Origin of the sequence: Salmonella sp. 5800 (assembly GCF_046558195.1) — a bacterium.
GTDB lineage: Bacteria > Pseudomonadota > Gammaproteobacteria > Enterobacterales > Enterobacteriaceae > Salmonella > Salmonella enterica.
Window position 1 is genome coordinate 206,076 of record NZ_JBGDOX010000005.1, and the last position, 18,826, is coordinate 224,901.

General features: G+C 50.5%; 12 protein-coding genes and 1 pseudogene. 10 read left to right on the plus strand and 3 right to left on the minus strand.

Annotation, left to right across the window (positions count from 1 at the left end; translation table 11 throughout):
* Positions 1-132: 132 nt before the first annotated feature.
* Complete coding sequence (locus ACLJZ5_RS12045; protein ID WP_000762342.1) at positions 133-594, minus strand: Lrp/AsnC family transcriptional regulator; 462 nt, start codon at positions 592-594, stop codon at positions 133-135.
* 316 nt (positions 595-910) lie between these two features.
* Here ACLJZ5_RS12045 and dpaL point away from each other — a divergent pair, with 316 nt between their 5' ends.
* Together dpaL and ACLJZ5_RS12055 are read left to right on the plus strand one after the other, a co-directional pair.
* A complete protein-coding gene (gene dpaL / locus ACLJZ5_RS12050) occupies positions 911-2,125 on the plus strand; it encodes a diaminopropionate ammonia-lyase (protein ID WP_024797284.1) in 1,215 nt (404 codons plus the stop codon).
* Positions 2,126-2,370: 245 nt separating this feature from the next.
* Positions 2,371-3,796: pseudogene (locus tag ACLJZ5_RS12055) on the plus strand (alanine/glycine:cation symporter family protein).
* A gap of 77 nt (positions 3,797-3,873) precedes the next feature.
* Here ACLJZ5_RS12055 and pncB read toward each other — a convergent pair.
* A complete protein-coding gene (gene pncB / locus ACLJZ5_RS12060; RefSeq protein ID WP_024797283.1) occupies positions 3,874-5,076 on the minus strand; it encodes a nicotinate phosphoribosyltransferase in 1,203 nt (400 codons plus the stop codon).
* A gap of 266 nt (positions 5,077-5,342) precedes the next feature.
* Between pncB and pepN the strand changes: the two genes are divergently transcribed.
* The 3 genes from pepN to zapC all read left to right on the plus strand — a co-directional run bounded on the left by pepN (position 5,343) and on the right by zapC (position 9,881).
* A complete protein-coding gene (pepN, locus tag ACLJZ5_RS12065) occupies positions 5,343-7,955 on the plus strand; it encodes an aminopeptidase N (protein WP_024797282.1) in 2,613 nt (870 codons plus the stop codon).
* 207 nt (positions 7,956-8,162) lie between these two features.
* Positions 8,163-9,173, plus strand: a complete 1,011-nt coding sequence (gene pyrD / locus ACLJZ5_RS12070) for a quinone-dependent dihydroorotate dehydrogenase (RefSeq protein WP_000291723.1) — start codon at positions 8,163-8,165, stop codon at positions 9,171-9,173.
* A 165-nt stretch (positions 9,174-9,338) separates the two neighbouring features.
* On the plus strand, positions 9,339-9,881 hold the full coding sequence (zapC, locus tag ACLJZ5_RS12075; protein ID WP_001220671.1) for a cell division protein ZapC: 543 nt from the start codon (positions 9,339-9,341) through the stop codon (positions 9,879-9,881).
* Here the strand turns inward: zapC and ACLJZ5_RS12080 are convergent.
* Complete coding sequence (locus ACLJZ5_RS12080) at positions 9,878-10,987, minus strand: YcbX family protein (protein ID WP_000224073.1); 1,110 nt, start codon at positions 10,985-10,987, stop codon at positions 9,878-9,880. The genes zapC and ACLJZ5_RS12080 overlap by 4 nt on opposite strands.
* A 98-nt stretch (positions 10,988-11,085) precedes the next feature.
* On the opposite strand from ACLJZ5_RS12080, the gene rlmKL reads away from it, so the two are divergent.
* Genes rlmKL through pqiC form a run of 5 tightly spaced genes read left to right on the plus strand, consistent with a single transcriptional unit; the run spans position 11,086 to position 18,587 of the window.
* Positions 11,086-13,194 (plus strand): bifunctional 23S rRNA (guanine(2069)-N(7))-methyltransferase RlmK/23S rRNA (guanine(2445)-N(2))-methyltransferase RlmL, encoded by a 2,109-nt coding sequence (gene rlmKL, locus ACLJZ5_RS12085; RefSeq protein ID WP_024797280.1) that lies wholly within the window; start codon positions 11,086-11,088, stop codon positions 13,192-13,194.
* Positions 13,195-13,206: 12 nt separating this feature from the next.
* The gene (locus tag ACLJZ5_RS12090; protein ID WP_000053051.1) at positions 13,207-15,114 is read left to right on the plus strand and encodes an ABC transporter ATP-binding protein; all 1,908 of its coding nucleotides are present in this window, start codon (positions 13,207-13,209) and stop codon (positions 15,112-15,114) included.
* Between the two features lie 14 nt (positions 15,115-15,128).
* Positions 15,129-16,382 carry a membrane integrity-associated transporter subunit PqiA gene (gene pqiA / locus ACLJZ5_RS12095; protein WP_000333153.1) on the plus strand — a complete coding sequence of 418 codons (1,254 nt, stop codon included), beginning with the start codon at positions 15,129-15,131 and terminating at the stop codon, positions 16,380-16,382.
* Between the two features lie 4 nt (positions 16,383-16,386).
* The gene (gene pqiB / locus ACLJZ5_RS12100) at positions 16,387-18,027 is read left to right on the plus strand and encodes an intermembrane transport protein PqiB (RefSeq protein ID WP_000433414.1); all 1,641 of its coding nucleotides are present in this window, start codon (positions 16,387-16,389) and stop codon (positions 18,025-18,027) included.
* Positions 18,024-18,587: a membrane integrity-associated transporter subunit PqiC gene (gene pqiC / locus ACLJZ5_RS12105; protein ID WP_000759136.1), complete on the plus strand. Its 564-nt coding sequence runs from the start codon at positions 18,024-18,026 to the stop codon at positions 18,585-18,587. Before pqiB ends, pqiC begins: the two co-directional genes overlap by 4 nt.
* The last annotated feature ends 239 nt before the right edge of the window (positions 18,588-18,826 follow it).

Sequence of the window (18,826 nt, forward strand, 5' to 3'; positions counted from 1 at the left end):
TTACCTGGCATCTGCAATCAGACAAGCAGAAATCGCATCTGGAAGCAGGTTTTCAGAAAGAAACCTGTAAAAAGTTCGCACCTGCTCGCGAACCATTGAGAATTTAGGCTGGTTTTGCAAGCTTTGCGCACGTTACTCGATCAGGACGCGCATCTCTTGCTTGGCGTTTTGCATCACGACAATCGTTTTAAAAGACTTAATATTGCCTGAGGAAAAGAAAAGCTCACGGGTAAGCGCTTCATATTCCGCCATGTCACGAACATTGAGCACCAGTAAAAAGTCGAAATCGCCCGTTACGTAGTAGACCTGCTGCACCTGCGGGCAACTGACAAACCGTTGACGAGCCTCTTCCAGTAAATTGAATCGCTCGTTTTCGATCACCACCTGCACCACAATCGTGACCGGGCGTCCCACTTTGCCAGCATCAATAAGGCTGACATTGCCTTTAATTATGCCCGCCTCCTCCAGTGCCGCGATACGACGATTCACTGCCGAAGGTGAAAGATTGACCTGTTCGGCGATTTCCCGCTGAGAAAGACGATTATCGCGCTGCAATAATGTCAGAATGTTTTTATCCCAGGCGTCAAGCTTCATATCGCAAATAACCTCTTTAATGTGATGACTATCACTGCGCGCAATTTTGCCGCGTCCAGGCCGTTAAAAAAAGGTGAAAATTGCACGACGATGGGCATTTTCGCGCCATTTAACAGCAATAAGCATAGTACTATCATAATCAGCGGAATAAAGAAAAGGACGTAATAGATATTGTGCGACTCTTTTATCAGTACGTTTATTAAAGTGAGGATAACCACTACTACAGCCACAAAACGCGAGTTCTTTACTTGTTTCTACTCAATAATTGCCAAAAATATATTATTTCAATAAATAAACTTTAACAAAAGGTATCATTATGCATGAACTTATTAAATACCAGTTTAATACACGTCGGAAAAAATATGGTACAGGAGCGGCCTTAAGTTTGCTTAACGGAAATGTTGGGCGTGAGGTGTTAGCATTTCATAAAAAATTACCCAATTATGCCGTTACGCCGTTACATAATCTGGCGCATCTAAGCCGGCGGCTTGGACTAGGGTCCATCCATATTAAAGATGAATCCTGGCGTTTTGGCTTGAATGCTTTTAAAGGTCTGGGCGGCTCTTATGCTGTAGGAAAATATCTCGCTGATAGATTGCAATGTGATATTAACTCGTTAAGTTTTGCTGCCCTTAATACTCCTGAGATTAAAGAAAAAATTAAAGATTGTGTTTTTGTTACCGCGACGGATGGCAATCATGGCCGTGGTGTGGCGTGGGCAGCGGAGCAATTAGGTCTAAAAGCCGTCGTTTATATGCCTAAGGGATCATCGTTAATCCGGGCAGAGAATATTCGCCATCATGGAGCTGAATACACCATCACCGATCTGAACTACGATGATGCAGTGCGACTGGCCCATAGAATAGCGCAAACAAAAGGCTGGGTGCTTTTGCAGGATACAGCCTGGACAGGGTATGAAGAGATCCCAACGTGGATTATGCAAGGCTATATGACACTAGCGGTTGAAGCTTATGAGCAGCTCGCAGAAACAAACAGTCCGTTGCCAACCCATCTTATTTTACAAGCGGGGGTGGGATCGTTTGCTGGCAGTGTTATGGGTTATTTTGTTGAAAAAATGCAGGAAAATATACCTAATATTATTGTGGTTGAACCGCATCAGGCCAACTGTCTTTATCAATCCGCAGTTATGAATGATGGTCAACCTCACTGCGTCACTGGCGATATGGCGACGATAATGGCCGGGCTTGCGTGTGGGGAGCCGAATATTATCAGTTGGCCTATTATTCGGGACAACACCAGTTGTTTTATTTCCGCTGATGATTGTCTGGCGGCTAAGGGTATGCGCATTTCTGCCGCGCCGCGTCCAGGCACTGATATGCCTTTTATTTCCGGCGAGTCCGGAGCTATTGGCGTAGGGTTACTTTATGAGTTGATGAACAATATGCATTATCAGGATCTTGCTAATCGCTTACAGCTTGATGCCAATGCTCATGTTTTGCTTATTAGCACCGAAGGCGATACGTCCCCAGATATTTATGAAGATATAGTCTGGAACGGACGCAGTGCTTAAACATTACGACTAAAAAATTAGATAATAAAGGCAGCATGTAAAAAACGCGTTTTTTATACGCATAATAAACCTAATGCAGGAAGCAAAACTTCATAACAATATACCATTAAAACGGCATTTAGTGAGTAAGGGATGCTCCTACCCGCTGACTTTCCAGTTTAGTGTTGTTGGCAAAATTCAGGATTACGCTGAACTGGAAAGATTATTTCTGAGACTGAACGAATTAATTTAAATCCGAGGTCATTATGTTAGAGCAACTTTCACAACTCTTTGAATTTCTATGGGGTGGCCCATTATTTTTGTGTGTTATCGGCATTGGCTTTTATTTCACAGTACGCCTCAAATTTTTCCAGATTATCAATTTAAAAGAAATTTACCGTAATACAATTGGTACACTTGCCGGAAAAAATAAACAAAACACTACTGGCGAGGCAGCGTCTAAAAAATCCTTAAAATCAATAGAGGTGGCTGCCACTGTGCTATCCGGCTCATTAGGCGCGGGAACGATCGCAGGTGTTGCTGCGGCTATTGCGGTTGGCGGACCTGGGGCAATTTTCTGGATGTGAATCATTGCGGTCGTGGGTATGATGACCAAAATGGTTGAAGTGACGCTGGCGGTGAAATACCGAAGTAAAGGTGAGAATGGCGAATATTATGGCGGCCCAATGCATTATATTAAGAAAGGGCTCAATAAAAAATGGCATCCCCTGGCAGGATTATATGCGTTTGCATTAATGATTCTGGTTATTACGGATGCCTGTTTTGTGCAAACTAATACGATGGCGGCGGTCATTCACTATACGTTTGACATCCCAACAAGCGTCATTGGGGGATTTATTGTCATCGTAGGCGCGTTGGTTATTTTAAAAGGGCTCGCCAGTCTTGGTAAATTCTGTACGATTGCACTTCCACCGATCACCATTGCCTATTTCATTGGTGCCGCTGGTGTAGTGGTATTGAATATCGAGGCTATCCCACAGGTTATAAAAAGTATTTTCTATTATGCCTTTGCCCCTGCGCCAGCAGCCGGTGGCTTTGTCGGGTCAACCATCATGATGGCCATCAGTAAAGGAGCCAGTCGCGGAATATTCACTAACGAAGCCGGCATGGGTACCTCGGCCACAGTACATCGTGGATTATGCTTTCCGTCAGGGAATGTGGGGGGCAGTGGAAGTATTTTTTGTTTCAATGATTACCTGTAACTTTACCGCATTTGCTGTACTTGCTTCTGGTATGTGGACAGACGCCAGTTATCAAGGTATTCAGATTATCTTTGCCGCCTTAAAAGAAACATGGCATCCGATTATTGTTCAGGTTCTCTGTCTCGGTGTGGCGTTGATTCTGTTTACTTCTTATCTTGGTTCATATATTAAATTTCGCACTTCAATAAACTATATCTTTGGCGATAAGCTAGAACGCATCATTAAATGGCTATATTTTTTGCCGCCACTGATTGCCGTTAATATGGAAATCCCGGTAATCTGGTTAATGGCTGATATTGCTGTCGGTTTTCTGGTTATCCCCAACGTAATTGCTCTGTTCTTGCTGCGTAAAGAATTTATTAGCGAATTCAATATATTCAGAACGCGTACACAGCGGGACACTAATTCTGTAAAAACAACGCAAATCACGCACGTAAATATGTCGAAGAGTGAAGGGAAAGAGGAGTAACCATCGCGGCCAGAACAGGTAAGATGGTCAGAAGAGTAACAAAGCGCCCACTTTCCGGGCGCTTCGCACAGGCATGGTTAACTTGCTTTACGCACCTGCGGGAGATCGAACGCTTTACGCAGCGCGCGTACAAACGCTTTATCATGACAGATCGTTTTACCGGGGCTGTCGGAAAGTTTAGCCACCGGCTTTCCGTTACACTCCACAAGCTTGATCACGATATTGAGCGGTTTTACCTGAGGGATATCGCAGGTCAGGCGGGTACCGATGCCGAAGCTTAACTGCACGCGAGAGGCGAAATGGCGATAGAGCTCGACCGCCTTTTGCAGATCAAGGTTATCTGAAAAGACCAGCGTTTTTGTCAGCGGATCAATCCCCAGCTTTTCATAATGGGCAATTGCCTTTTCGCCCCATGCGACAGGGTCTCCTGAGTCGTGGCGTAACCCCTGATAACGGCTGGCGAATTCAATGCCGAAATCGCGTAAAAACGCATCCATTGTAATGCAATCTGTCAATGCGATACCAAGCTGGTCCGGATATTCGTTAAGCCAGGCGGCCAACGCGGCACGCTGGCTGGTCGCCAGGTCCGGACTAATTTGTTGATGCGCCTGGAACCATTCGTGCGCCTGAGTACCCATCGGCGTAAGCGCCAGGCGACGCGCGAGATCATAGTTGCTGGTGCCGACGAACCATGACTCCTGCTGGAGACGTTTAACTATCGCCTGCTGCACTTCACGAGAGAAACGACGGCGGGTGCCGAAGTCCATCAGGTGGAAGCGGGACATATCGAGATTGGCGGTTAACGCAGTGAAATCAACCAGCTTACTTTCCAGCGCGTCGAGCGCCTGATCAACGCCCGCGTTTGGCGAGCGGTAGTGATGAACCAGCTCACTGATCACGGCCAGCAGCGGCACTTCCCACATAATGACTTCACGCCACGGGCCGGTTAAGCGAATATTCAGCTTGCCGTTATCGTTGGTGACACAGACTTGAGCTGGGTTATAGCGAAACTCGCGTAACCAGTTCAGATAATCCGGTTTAAAAAAGGGCAGGCCGGAGAGCCAGTGGAACTCGTCCTCTTCGAGGCGCAGGTGCTGCATCGCGTCCACCTGCTCGCGAATAGCATCGGCATAAATACCCAGCAGGTCGTCGCCACGGCAACGAAACTCAGCCGCTACCTGCACATCATAGTAGTGGTGAAAAACGGCTTGCTGCATATGCAACTTATAAGCATCTGTATCCAGCAACGAGTGCAGAACAGGAGAAGCGAATTGTGTCATAGGTGCGCTGTTGCGTCCTCTCACGGGAGCGTTTAGTACAATAAACAACTAAGAAAACCGCTGGAGTATACCTTGTTTAGCGATTTATTGAACCCCGATCACACCATAAGCTGTCTTTAGGGTCGAGCGCATTTCGTGCCCCATGTTATAAAAATGTAGCAAAGAGGCCGTTTGTGCCTGAAAAGATGAACATTCTGCGTAGCGCGATTTGCGCAACAGGAATAGACTGGAGTCGACACTCTACACAAAGATGCGAAAGGTTTTTTATGACACAACAGCCACAAGCCAAATACCGCCATGACTATCGCGCGCCGGATTACCAGATTACTGATATTGACTTGACCTTTGACCTCGATGCCGAAAAAACCGTGGTCACCGCAATAAGCCAGGCTGTTCGTCATGGCGCGCCTGATGCGCCTCTTCGCCTTGATGGGGAAGATTTAACGCTGGTATCTATCCACGTCAACGATGCGCCGTGGACAGCATATAAAGAAGAAGAGGGCGCGCTTATCATCAGCGACCTGCCAGAGCGTTTTACGTTACGCATAGTCAACGAGGTAAGTCCGGCGGCGAATACGGCGCTGGAAGGATTGTACCAGTCCGGCGATGCGCTCTGTACCCAGTGTGAAGCGGAGGGCTTCCGCCATATTACCTGGTATCTTGACCGCCCGGACGTACTGGCGCGATTTACCACCAAAATTATTGCCGATAAAAGCAAATATCCGTTCCTGCTTTCCAATGGCAACCGTGTTGCGCAGGGTGAACTGGAGAATGGCCGTCACTGGGTTCAGTGGCAAGATCCGTTCCCGAAACCGTGTTATCTGTTTGCGCTGGTGGCCGGTGATTTTGACGTGCTGCGCGATACCTTTACCACCCGCTCCGGGCGTGAAGTCGCATTAGAACTGTACGTTGACCGCGGCAATCTTGATCGCGCGCCGTGGGCAATGACCTCGCTGAAAAATTCCATGAAATGGGATGAAACGCGTTTTGGGCTCGAATATGACCTCGACATCTATATGATTGTCGCGGTGGATTTCTTTAATATGGGCGCGATGGAGAATAAAGGTCTCAATATCTTTAACTCCAAATACGTGCTGGCGCGAACTGATACCGCGACGGATAAAGATTATCTCGATATTGAGCGCGTGATAGGCCATGAGTATTTCCACAACTGGACCGGCAACCGCGTCACCTGCCGCGACTGGTTCCAGTTGAGCCTGAAAGAGGGGCTAACCGTGTTCCGCGATCAGGAGTTTAGCTCTGATTTGGGGTCACGCGCGGTGAACCGCATCAGTAACGTGCGTACCATGCGCGGTTTACAATTCGCGGAAGACGCCAGCCCGATGGCGCATCCTATCCGCCCGGATAAAGTAATCGAAATGAATAACTTCTACACCCTCACCGTTTATGAAAAGGGCGCGGAAGTCATTCGCATGATCCACACGTTGCTGGGTGAGGAAAATTTCCAGAAGGGGATGCAGCTTTATTTTGAGCGCCATGACGGCAGCGCCGCGACGTGTGATGACTTCGTACAGGCGATGGAAGATGCTTCTAATGTCGATTTGTCCCATTTCCGCCGCTGGTACAGTCAGTCCGGCACGCCGATTGTAACGGTAAAAGATGATTATAATCCGGAAACCGAGCAGTACACGTTGACCATCAGCCAGCGTACTCCGGCGACGGCGGATCAGGCGGAGAAGCAGCCGCTGCATATTCCATTCGCCATCGAACTGTACGATAACGAAGGCAACGTCATTCCGTTGCAAAAAGGCGGTCACCCGGTCAATGCCGTGCTGAACGTCACGCAGGCGGAGCAGACATTTACCTTCGATAATGTCTACTTCCAGCCTGTTCCGGCCTTGCTGTGCGAGTTTTCAGCGCCGGTGAAACTGGAATATAAATGGAGCGATCAGCAGTTGACGTTCCTGATGCGCCATGCGCGCAATGATTTCTCCCGTTGGGATGCGGCGCAAAGCCTGCTGGCCACATACATTAAACTGAATGTGGCGCGTCATCAGCAGGGGCAACCGCTATCGCTTCCGGTGCATGTCGCTGATGCGTTCCGCGCAGTACTGTTGGATGAGAAAATCGATCCGGCGTTGGCCGCAGAAATTTTAACGCTGCCTTCGGCCAATGAAATTGCGGAGCTGTTTGAGGTTATCGACCCGATCGCCATTGCGCAAGTTCGTGAAGCGCTAACGCGTACGCTGGCGGCAGAACTGGCGGATGAGTTCCTGGCTATCTATAACGCCAATCATCTGGATGAGTATCGTGTTGATCACGGCGATATCGGTAAGCGCACGCTGCGCAATGCTTGCCTGCGCTTCCTGGCGTTCGGCGAGACGGAGCTGGCTAATACGCTGGTCAGCAAACAGTATCGCGACGCCAATAATATGACCGATGCGCTGGCGGCCCTGTCTGCTGCGGTGGCGGCGCAGTTGCCGTGCCGCGATACGCTGATGCAGGAGTATGACGATAAGTGGCATCAGGACGGCCTGGTGATGGATAAATGGTTTATCCTGCAATCCACAAGTCCGGCGGAAAATGTACTGGAAACCGTACGCGGCCTGCTCAAACACCGTTCTTTCAGTATGAGCAACCCGAACCGCATCCGTTCATTAATTGGCGCGTTTGCTGGCAGCAACCCGGCGGCGTTCCATGCGCAAGACGGTAGCGGATACCAGTTCCTGGTCGAGATGCTGACCGATCTGAATAGCCGTAACCCGCAGGTAGCATCTCGCCTCATTGAACCGCTGATTCGTCTGAAACGTTATGATGATAAGCGTCAGGAGAAAATGCGCGCGGCGCTGGAGCAGTTAAAAGGACTGGAGAATCTTTCCGGCGATCTGTACGAGAAGATAACTAAAGCGTTAGCCTGACAGTATCCGTTATAAAGAGGTAAGACATGCCCGGTAAGCGTTAGCGCTGCCGGGTATTTTTTTGCCGGACGATGACGCTCGCTGGCGAAACGTGAAGTGAGAATGAAGGAAAACGATTGCTATTTATTGCCGTAGGTCAATTCCCTTTTGCCTTGTTATCGCCCATAATACGCCCCCGGTTTGCACACCGGGAATCCAGGAGAGTTCATGTACTATCCCTTCGTTCGTAAAGCCCTTTTCCAGCTCGATCCAGAGCGCGCTCATGAATTTACATTTCAACAATTACGCCGCATTACAGGTACGCCGCTGGAAGCGCTGGTGCGCCAGAAAGTACCGACAAAGCCGGTTACCTGCATGGGACTTACCTTTAAAAATCCACTGGGGCTGGCTGCCGGTCTGGATAAAGACGGGGAGTGCATCGACGCGTTAGGCGCGATGGGGTTTGGCTCCCTGGAAATCGGCACCGTGACGCCGCGCCCACAGCCGGGTAACGATAAGCCGCGTCTTTTTCGTCTGGTGGATGCTGAAGGTCTCATCAATCGGATGGGCTTTAATAATCTGGGCGTCGATAACCTGGTCGAGAATGTTAAAAAAGCCCATTTTGATGGTATTCTGGGAATTAACATTGGTAAAAATAAAGATACACCTGTCGAAAATGGCAAAGATGACTACCTGATTTGTATGGAAAAAGTCTATGCTTATGCGGGTTATATCGCCATTAATATTTCTTCGCCGAATACGCCAGGGCTACGTACGCTCCAGTATGGCGATGCGCTGGACGATCTGTTAACTGCCATTAAAAATAAGCAAAACGATCTTCAGGCGATCCATCATAAATATGTGCCGGTAGCAGTAAAGATCGCGCCGGATCTTTGTGAAGAGGAATTGATCCAGGTTGCCGATAGCCTGCTTCGTCATAATATTGATGGGGTGATTGCGACAAATACCACCCTCGATCGTTCGCTGGTACAAGGAATGAAAAATTGCCAGCAAACGGGGGGATTAAGTGGCCGGCCATTACAATTAAAAAGCACAGAAATTATTCGCCGTTTATCCCAGGAGTTAAAAGGACAATTGCCTATTATCGGCGTCGGCGGCATTGACTCAGTTATCGCCGCGCGCGAGAAGATAGCGGCAGGAGCTACGCTGGTACAAATTTATTCCGGCTTTATTTTTAAAGGCCCGCCATTGATTAAAGAAATCGTAACGCACATCTAAACTTTACCCTTTATCAGACAACCAGGGCTTTATTTCCGGCGCTGGTTGTTTTATATTTCTCCACTGTTGCTTATTTAGACATTTTAGGCTTTTATTATTGGGGTAATAAACGAAGCGGCAAAAGGACAATGCTGTTACGAGTTGCTTAAAAGCGGGAGAGAGGTAATGCGAATTAAACCTGACGATAACTGGCGCTGGTATTATGATGAAGAGCACGATCGTATGATGCTCGATCTCGCCAATGGTATGCTTTTTCGCTCGCGCTTCTCTCGTAAAATGCTTACGCCGGACGCGTTTTGCCCGACCGGTTTTTGTGTGGATGATGCCGCGCTCTATTTTTCCTTTGAAGAAAAATGCCGGGATTTCGAATTAACCAAAGAGCAACGCGCGGAGTTGGTGTTGAATGCGCTGGTGGCGATTCGCTATCTCAAACCGCAGATGCCAAAAAGCTGGCATTTTGTAGCGCATGGCGAAATGTGGACCCCGGGAACGGGCGATGCCGCAAGCGTCTGGTTAAGCGATACGGCGGAACAGGTTAATTTGCTGGTCGTTGAGCCGGGAGAAAATGCCGCGTTGTGTCTGCTGGCACAGCCGGGCGTGGTGATAGCAGGCCGAACCATGCAGCTTGGCGATGCGATTAAAATTATGAACGACAGGCTGAAACCGCAGGTTCACTGTCACAGTTTCAGCCTTGAACAAGCGGTTTAATTTTCCAGTCGTAACGCGGTCTTAGGCACGCAGCTACAGCTCAGAATCGTACCATCGTCACCCATAGCCGATTTTTTCAGCGGACTTACTTCGCCTTCCAGCAAACGTATCCGGCAGCAACCACAGATACCAGCCCGGCAAGAATACGGAATACGAATCCCCTGATTCTCCAACTGTTCCAGTAGTACCTGTTGATTATTCCCGCAGAAGGTTTGCCCCTGCCAGTCGATGGTTACACTCGCGTCCGGGTGTTTATCTGGCGTAACGCTGTCGTCGACCGTTGTGGCGCCATAAGCTTTTGCCGGGGCTGTCGCCAGAATCTCCACTTCATCGCCGACGCGAATGACGCCGCTATTGCGGGCAATCAGATTCTGACCGAAATCCACATCGCCATTGTCCTGGGCGGTACGAAAAGCTTGCAGTGTCGCCAGCGGTTCGCCGGAAGGATGTTTTTGCCCCTTTTCAGGGCTGACGGTCGTAAAAATACAGCGGCTACAGGGCTTCACGACGTCAAAAATCACATCGCCAATGCGAAGCACTTTCCAGCTATCTTCCTCCCAGGCCGCTACGCCGGAAACCACTAAGTTTGGGCGAAATTGTTCCATTTGTACGCCTGCCGGACAACGCTGTTGCAGATCGCGCAGCGAGGCTTCGTTGGTCAATAAATACGGGTAGCCATCGGCAAATCCCAGCGGCACCGCGTTATGTCGTTTGACCCGGCGTGTCAACTGCGGCCCAACCCAGCGCAACTGGACATCGCGGGAGAAAAAGCCGCTCAACCATTGATTAATCGCCGTCGGGGCGACGCGAGCGGTAAAATGGTTTCCCCAGACCTCGGTCGGCGCATCCTGCGGGGTGAAATCCGTAAAGCGAACCAGCGCGCTACTGCCGTCTGGCGCGGTCAAATGGAGGCCGTCGTGTAAGGGAGAAGGGGTAAAACGTACCATTTGTGGAAACTGGCGGGCGGTAATAAATGTGCCGTCAGGCTCGGTCACCATGAAGATGCGATCAAAAGCCAGGCCGCTGATATCTGCCAGCGCATGAGTCAGGCCAATGCCGCGCATGGATTTGACCGGATGAATAAAGAGCCGTGATAACGTCGCCACCGTACAGTCCCTCAAATGAAAATAAGCCTTCAACTTTATGACATGGGCGTGAGATTAGCTATAATGCGCAACAATTTTCTTAGCGTAAAAGTGACAATATGAATTCTCTGTTTGCCAGTACGGCCCGCGGGCTGGAAGAGCTGTTAAAAACTGAACTGGAAAAACTGGGCGCCGTAGGGTGTCAGGTTGTTCAGGGTGGGGTCCATTTTCAGGGCGACACGCGGCTTATTTACCAGAGCCTGATGTGGAGCCGCCTGGCCTCGCGTATTATCCTGCCGATGGGTGAGTGCAAGGTCTACAGCGATCTCGATCTTTACCTCGGCGTTCAGGCGATAAACTGGACAGAGATTTTTAATCCTGGCGCGACGTTTGCGGTGCATTTCAGCGGCCTGAACGACACCATCCGTAATAGTCAGTATGGCGCGATGAAAGTTAAAGACGCGATTGTCGATGCGTTTACGCGGAAAAATCTTCCGCGTCCAAATGTGGACCGCGAATCGCCGGACCTCCGTATTAACGTCTGGCTGAATAAAGAAACTGCCAGCATTGCGCTGGATCTCAGTGGTGATGGCCTGCACCTGCGCGGTTATCGCGATCGCACCGGGCTGGCGCCAATTAAAGAGACGCTGGCGGCAGCGATTGTTATGCGTTCCGGCTGGCAACCAGGAACGCCGCTGCTCGACCCTATGTGTGGTTCGGGGACACTGTTGATTGAGGCCGCGATGTGGGCGACCGATCGCGCGCCGGGACTGCACCGTGGTCACTGGGGATTTAGCGGCTGGGCGCAGCATGACGAGACTATCTGGCAGGAAGTGAAAGCCGAAGCGCAGACCCGGGCGCGTAAGGGGCTGGCGGAGTATTCCTCTCATTTCTACGGTTCCGACAGCGATGCGCGCGTCATTGAGCGGGCGCGCAGCAACGCCCGTCGCGCCGGTATCGGGGAGCTTATCACCTTTGAAGTGAAAGATGTGGCGCAACTGAGTAATCCATTGCCGAAAGGCCCGTATGGTACGGTGATCAGCAACCCGCCTTACGGCGAACGTCTGGACAGCGAACCGGCGCTGATTGCGTTGCACAGCCTGCTGGGCCGTACCATGAAAAATCAGTTTGGCGGCTGGAACCTGTCGCTGTTCAGCGCTTCGCCCGATTTGCTGGGCAGCCTGCAATTACGTGCCGACAAACAGTTTAAAGCCAAGAATGGCCCGCTGGACTGCGTGCAGAAAAACTATCATATTGCGGAAACCACGGCGGACAGTAAGCCGGCGACGGTGGCGGAAGATTACGCTAATCGCCTGCGTAAAAATCTTAAAAAGCTGGAGAAATGGGCGCGCCAGGAAGGGATTGAATGCTATCGCTTGTATGATGCCGACCTGCCGGAATATAACGTGGCGGTAGACCGTTACGGCGACTGGGCAGTGATTCAGGAATATGCGCCGCCGAAAACGGTGGATGCGCAAAAAGCGCGGCAGCGTCTGTTCGATATTATTGCGGCAACCTTGTCAGTGCTCGGTATTCCGCCGAATAAACTGGTGTTAAAAACCCGTGAACGGCAAAAAGGAAAAAACCAGTATCAGAAAATGAGCGAGAAGGGCGAGTTCCTTGAGGTCAGCGAATATAATGCGCGCTTATGGGTAAATCTGACGGATTATCTCGACACCGGTCTGTTCCTCGATCACCGTATTGCCCGCAGAATGCTGGGAGAAATGAGCAAAGGCAAAGATTTCCTGAATCTCTTTTCTTATACCGGCAGCGCCAGCGTACATGCGGGTCTGGGCGGCGCGCGCAGCACCACAACGGTGGATATGTCCCGCACCTATCTGGAGTGGGCCGAACGTAATTTGCGTCTGAACGGACTGAGCGGCCGCGCGCATCGCCTGATTCAGGCCGACTGCCTGGGCTGGCTGCGCGAGGCGAATGAACAGTTCGATTTGATCTTTATCGATCCGCCGACGTTCTCTAACTCAAAACGTATGGAAGAGTCGTTTGATGTTCAGCGCGATCATGTCGCGGTAATGAAAGATTTAAAACGCCTGCTGCGTAAAGGCGGCACCATCATGTTCTCAAATAATAAGCGCGGATTCCGTATGGATCTGGAAGGGCTGGCGGAACTGGGGCTTACCGCACAAGAAATTACGCAAAAAACGCTCTCCCCGGATTTTGCCCGTAACCGTCAGATTCATAACTGCTGGCTGATCCGCGCCGCCTGAAAGGAAAAGTAAATGTCATTAATCAGTATGCATGGCGCATGGCTGTCGTTCAGCGACGCGCCGCTTCTCGATAACGCAGAGTTGCATATCGAAGATAACGAACGCGTCTGTCTGGTGGGGCGTAACGGCGCCGGGAAATCCACCTTGATGAAGATCCTCAACCGCGAACAGGGTCTGGACGATGGGCGTATTATTTATGAGCAGGATCTGATCGTCGCGCGTCTGCAACAGGATCCGCCCCGTAATATTGCGGGCAGCGTCTATGACTTTGTCGCCGAAGGTATCGAAGAACAAGCGGAATACCTCAAGCGCTATCATGAGATTTCCCGTCTGGTGATGACCGATCCCAGCGAGAAAAACCTCAATGAAATGGCGCGCGTACAGGAACAGCTCGATCATCATAATCTGTGGCAGCTGGAAAACCGTATTAATGAAGTGCTGGAGCAGCTTGGACTCGATCCTAACGCCGCGCTGTCATCGCTCTCCGGCGGCTGGCTGCGTAAAGCCGCGCTGGGTCGGGCGCTGGTCAGCAATCCGCGCGTATTGTTACTGGATGAACCGACTAACCATCTGGATATCGAAACCATCGACTGGCTGGAAGGGTTTCTGAAAACCTTTAACGGAACGATTATTTTTATCTCTCACGATCGTTCGTTTATTCGCAATATGGCAACCCGCATTGTCGATCTCGATCGTGGCAAACTGGTCACCTATCCGGGAAATTACGATCAATACCTGCTGGAGAAAGAAGAAGCGCTGCGCGTAGAAGAATTACAAAACGCGGAATTTGATCGCAAACTGGCGCAGGAAGAAGTCTGGATTCGCCAGGGTATCAAGGCGCGCCGCACCCGTAATGAAGGGCGCGTGCGGGCGTTAAAAGCGATGCGTCGTGAACGCAGCGAGCGCCGGGAAGTGATGGGCACGGCGAAGATGCAGGTCGAAGAGGCGACGCGCTCCGGTAAAATCGTTTTTGAGATGGAAAACGTCGATTACCAGGTAGAAGGAAAACAACTGGTAAAAGATTTCTCCGCTCAGGTACAGCGCGGCGACAAGATTGCGTTAATTGGCCCGAACGGCTGCGGTAAAACCACGCTACTGAAACTGATGCTGGGACAGCTTCAGGCTGATAGCGGGCGCATTCACGTGGGAACGAAGCTGGAAGTCGCCTACTTCGATCAGCATCGCGCCGAACTGGATCCGGAAAAAACCGTGATGGATAACCTTGCGGAAGGCAAGCAAGAGGTGATGGTAAACGGTAAGCCGCGCCATGTACTGGGCTATTTGCAGGACTTCCTGTTTCACCCCAAACGGGCGATGACACCCGTCCGCGCGCTTTCCGGCGGCGAACGTAACCGTCTGCTGCTGGCACGGCTGTTCCTCAAGCCGAGCAATCTTTTAATTCTCGATGAACCAACGAACGATCTTGACGTCGAAACGCTGGAACTATTAGAAGAATTAATTGATGGCTATCAGGGCACGGTACTACTGGTCAGCCACGATCGGCAATTTGTCGATAATACCGTGACGGAATGCTGGATTTTCGAGGGCGGCGGCAAAATCGGACGTTATATCGGCGGCTACCATGATGCGCGTGCGCAGCAAGAGCAGCATCTGGCAACGAAACAGCCGATGGCGAAAAAAAATGAGGAAGTTATTGCCCCTAAAGCAGAAATTGTAAAACGTGGCAGTAGCAAACTAAGCTATAAACTGCAGCGCGAGCTGGAGCAGTTACCCGGTCAGCTTGAAGACCTGGAAGCGAAGCTGGAAGCGCTACAGGCGCAGGTTGCGGATGCGGCCTTTTTTAGCCAACCCCATGAGCAAACGCAGAAAGTTCTGGCCGATTTAAGTCAGGCGGAGCAAGAACTTGAGCAAGCCTTCGAACGTTGGGAGTATCTTGAAGGCCTGAAAAACGGGGCATAACGAAAGGAGCGCCTATGTGTGAACATCACCATGCTGCGAAGCACATATTGTGCCCGCAATGCGACATGTTGGTGGCTTTACCCCGCCTCTCGCATGGGCAAAAAGCAGCATGTCCACGATGCGGCGCAACGTTAACGACCGAGTGGGACGCGCCCCGGCAGCGTCCTACCGCCTATGCGTTAGCGGCACTATTTATGTTGCTGCTTTCTAACCTTTTTCCCTTCGTGAATATGAATGTCGCGGGCGTCACCAGCGAAGTCACGCTTCTGGAAATCCCCGGCGTCATGTTTTCTGAAGATTACGCCAGCCTCGGCACGTTCTTTTTGTTATTTGTCCAACTGGTGCCGGCATTTTGCCTGGTGACCATTCTATTACTTGTCAACCGCGCCAGTCTGCCGTTGTCGGTAAAAAAAACGCTGGCAAGGATCTTTTTCCTCCTCAAATCGTGGGGAATGGCGGAAATATTTCTCGCCGGGGTGTTGGTCAGTTTTGTTAAGCTGATGGCCTACGGCGATATCGGCATCGGCAGCAGTTTTATTCCCTGGTGCTTATTTTGTCTCGTTCAACTGCGGGCGTTCCAGTGTGTCGATCGCCGCTGGTTGTGGGATGATATCGCCCCGCAGCCTGTACTGGCGCAGCCGTTAACGCCGGGGATTACCGGTATCCGGCAGTCTTTGCGTTCTTGCGCCTGCTGTACGGCGATCCTGCCTGCGGAGAGTCTCGTCTGTCCGCGTTGCCATACGAAAGGCTATGTCCGGCGTAAAAACAGTTTGCAGTGGACGCTGGCGTTATTATTTACCTCGATCATGCTTTATCTGCCCGCCAATATTTTGCCGATTATGATTACCGACTTACTGGGCTCGAAAATGCCGTCGACCATTCTGGCTGGCGTGATTTTGCTGTGGAGCGAGGGGTCTTATCCGGTGGCGGCGGTTATCTTTCTCGCCAGTATTATGGTGCCGACGCTAAAAATGATCGCCATTGCCTGGCTTTGTTGGGATGCGAAAGGCCACGGTAAGCGCGACAGTGAACGGATGCATTTTATTTATGAAGTAGTGGAGTTTGTGGGGCGCTGGTCAATGATTGATGTCTTTGTCATTGCCGTACTCTCTGCGCTGGTGCGTATGGGAGGGTTAATGAATATTTATCCTGCGATGGGTGCGTTGATGTTTGCTTTAGTCGTCATAATGACAATGTTTTCTGCGATGACCTTTGATCCGCGTCTGTCGTGGGATCGTGAATACGAACCAGGCCATGAGGAGTCCTGATAGCATGGAACCTAAAAAAGGGGAAGCCAAAGTACAAAAGGTGAAAAATTGGTCGCCTGTCTGGATATTCCCGATTGTTACTGCGCTTATCGGAGCCTGGATTCTGTTTTATCACTACAGCCACCAGGGACCGGAAGTGACCTTAATTACCACCAATGCGGAAGGCATTGAAGGCGGAAAAACGACGATCAAAAGTCGCAGCGTGGATGTCGGCGTGGTTGAAAGCGCGACGCTGACTGACGATCTGACCCATGTACAAATCAAAGCGCGGCTTCATTCCGGTATGGAGAAGTTGCTGCATAAAGACTCGGTATTTTGGGTCGTAAAACCGCAGGTGGGGCGTGAAGGCATCAGTGGGCTTGGGACGCTGCTATCAGGCGCGTATATTGAACTACAACCAGGAAGTAAGGGCAGTCAGCCGGAAAGCTATCAGCTTCTTGACTCACCGCCGTTGGCGCCGCCCGATGCCAAAGGTATTCGTGTGATTCTGGACAGCAAAAAGGCCGGTCAGCTCAGTCCTGGCGATCCCGTTCTGTTCCGGGGCTATCGGGTAGGGTCCGTTGAAACCAGCTCTTTCGATCCGCAAAAACGGACAATGAGTTATCAGTTGTTCATTAAGGCGCCAAACGATCGATTGGTCACCAGTAATGTCCGATTCTGGAAAGATAGCGGTATCGCTGTGGATCTAACATCGGCGGGAATGCGCGTGGAAATGGGATCGTTGACGACGTTGTTTGGCGGCGGCGTGAGTTTTGATGTGCCGGAAGGACTTGAGCAGGGGCAACCCGTCGCCGAAAAAACGGCTTTTAATCTCTACGACGATCAAAAAAGTATTCAGGATTCGCTGTATACCGATCATATCGATTACCTGATGTTCTTTAAAGATTCGGTGCGCGGATTACAACCTGGCGCGCCGCTGGAGTTCCGTGGTATTCGTCTGGGGACGGTAAGCAAAGTGCCTTTCTTTGCGTCTAAAATGCGCCAGGTATTTAACGATGATTACCGTATTCCTGTGCTGGTGCGCATTGAGCCGGAGCGTCTGAAAGCGCAATTGGGAGAAAATGCGGATGTTGGCGCGCATTTGACGGAACTGCTTAAGCGCGGTTTACGCGCTTCGCTTAAAACCGGTAACCTGGTGACCGGGGCGCTGTATGTCGATCTGGACTTTTATCCTAAGGAGCCGCCGATTACCGGGCTACGCGAATTTGATGGTTATGAAATTATTCCCACCGTCAGCAGCGGTCTGGCGCAAATTCAACAGCGACTGGTGGAAACGTTGGATAAGATCAACAACCTGCCGTTGAATCCGATGATTGAACAAGCGACCAATACGCTGTCTGAAAGCCAGCGTACTATGCGTCGGCTGCAAACCACGCTGGATAATATGAATAAGATTACCTCCAGTCAGTCGATGCAGCAGCTTCCGGCGGATATGCAAACGACGTTACGCGAACTTAACCGCAGTATGCAAGGCTTCCAGCCTGGATCGGCGGCGTATAACAAAATGGTGGCGGATATGCAGCGTCTCGATCAGGTGCTTCGTGAGTTACAACCGGTGTTGAAAACTCTGAACGAGAAGAGCAACGCGCTGGTATTTGAAGCGAAGGATAAAAAAGATCCTGAGCCTAAGAGGGCGAAACAATGAAAAAATGGCTAGTCGTGATAATGGCGTTCTGGCTGGCGTCATGTAGCTCCGGCGGAGAGAATAAAAGCTATTATCAGCTCCCGATAGCGCAAAGCGGTGTGCAAAGCACCGCAAGTCAGGGCAACCGTCTCTTATGGGTAGAGCAGGTTTCCGTACCTGACTATCTGGCAGGTAACGGTGTGGTGTATCAAACCAGTGATGTCCAGTATGTGATTGCCAATAACAATCTGTGGGCCAGCCCGCTGGATCAGCAATTACGTAACACGCTGGTGGCGAATCTTAGCGCCCGGCTTCCTGGCTGGGTCGTCGCTTCCCAGCCGTTGGGAACCACCCAGGATACGTTAAACGTTACCGTAACCGGATTCCATGGACGTTACGATGGTAAGGTTATCGTCAGCGGGGAGTGGTTATTAAACCACAACGGACAACTGATTAAGCGGCCTTTCCATATCGAAGCCAGCCAGCAGAAAGATGGCTATGATGAGATGGTCAAAGTACTGGCAAGCGCGTGGAGTCAGGAAGCAGCCGCTATCGCAGATGAGATAAAGCGTCTTCCCTGAGATAAAAGTAATGTAAATTTAACCGCTTCAGGTCGTGCGCCTGAGGCGGTTTTTTTATTTTTGACGCCGGAAAAATAGTTGTTATGGCTCACATTTTTTGTACAAATGATTTACCGTATAGCTCACAAATATGACATTGGTGTGAATTTTGCGCATTGACGGGCGATCCATTTAGAGGTATTCGTGTAGTGTGATTGCACATTTTGTAATCACTGTTTTCTTTTCCACCAGATACAAAT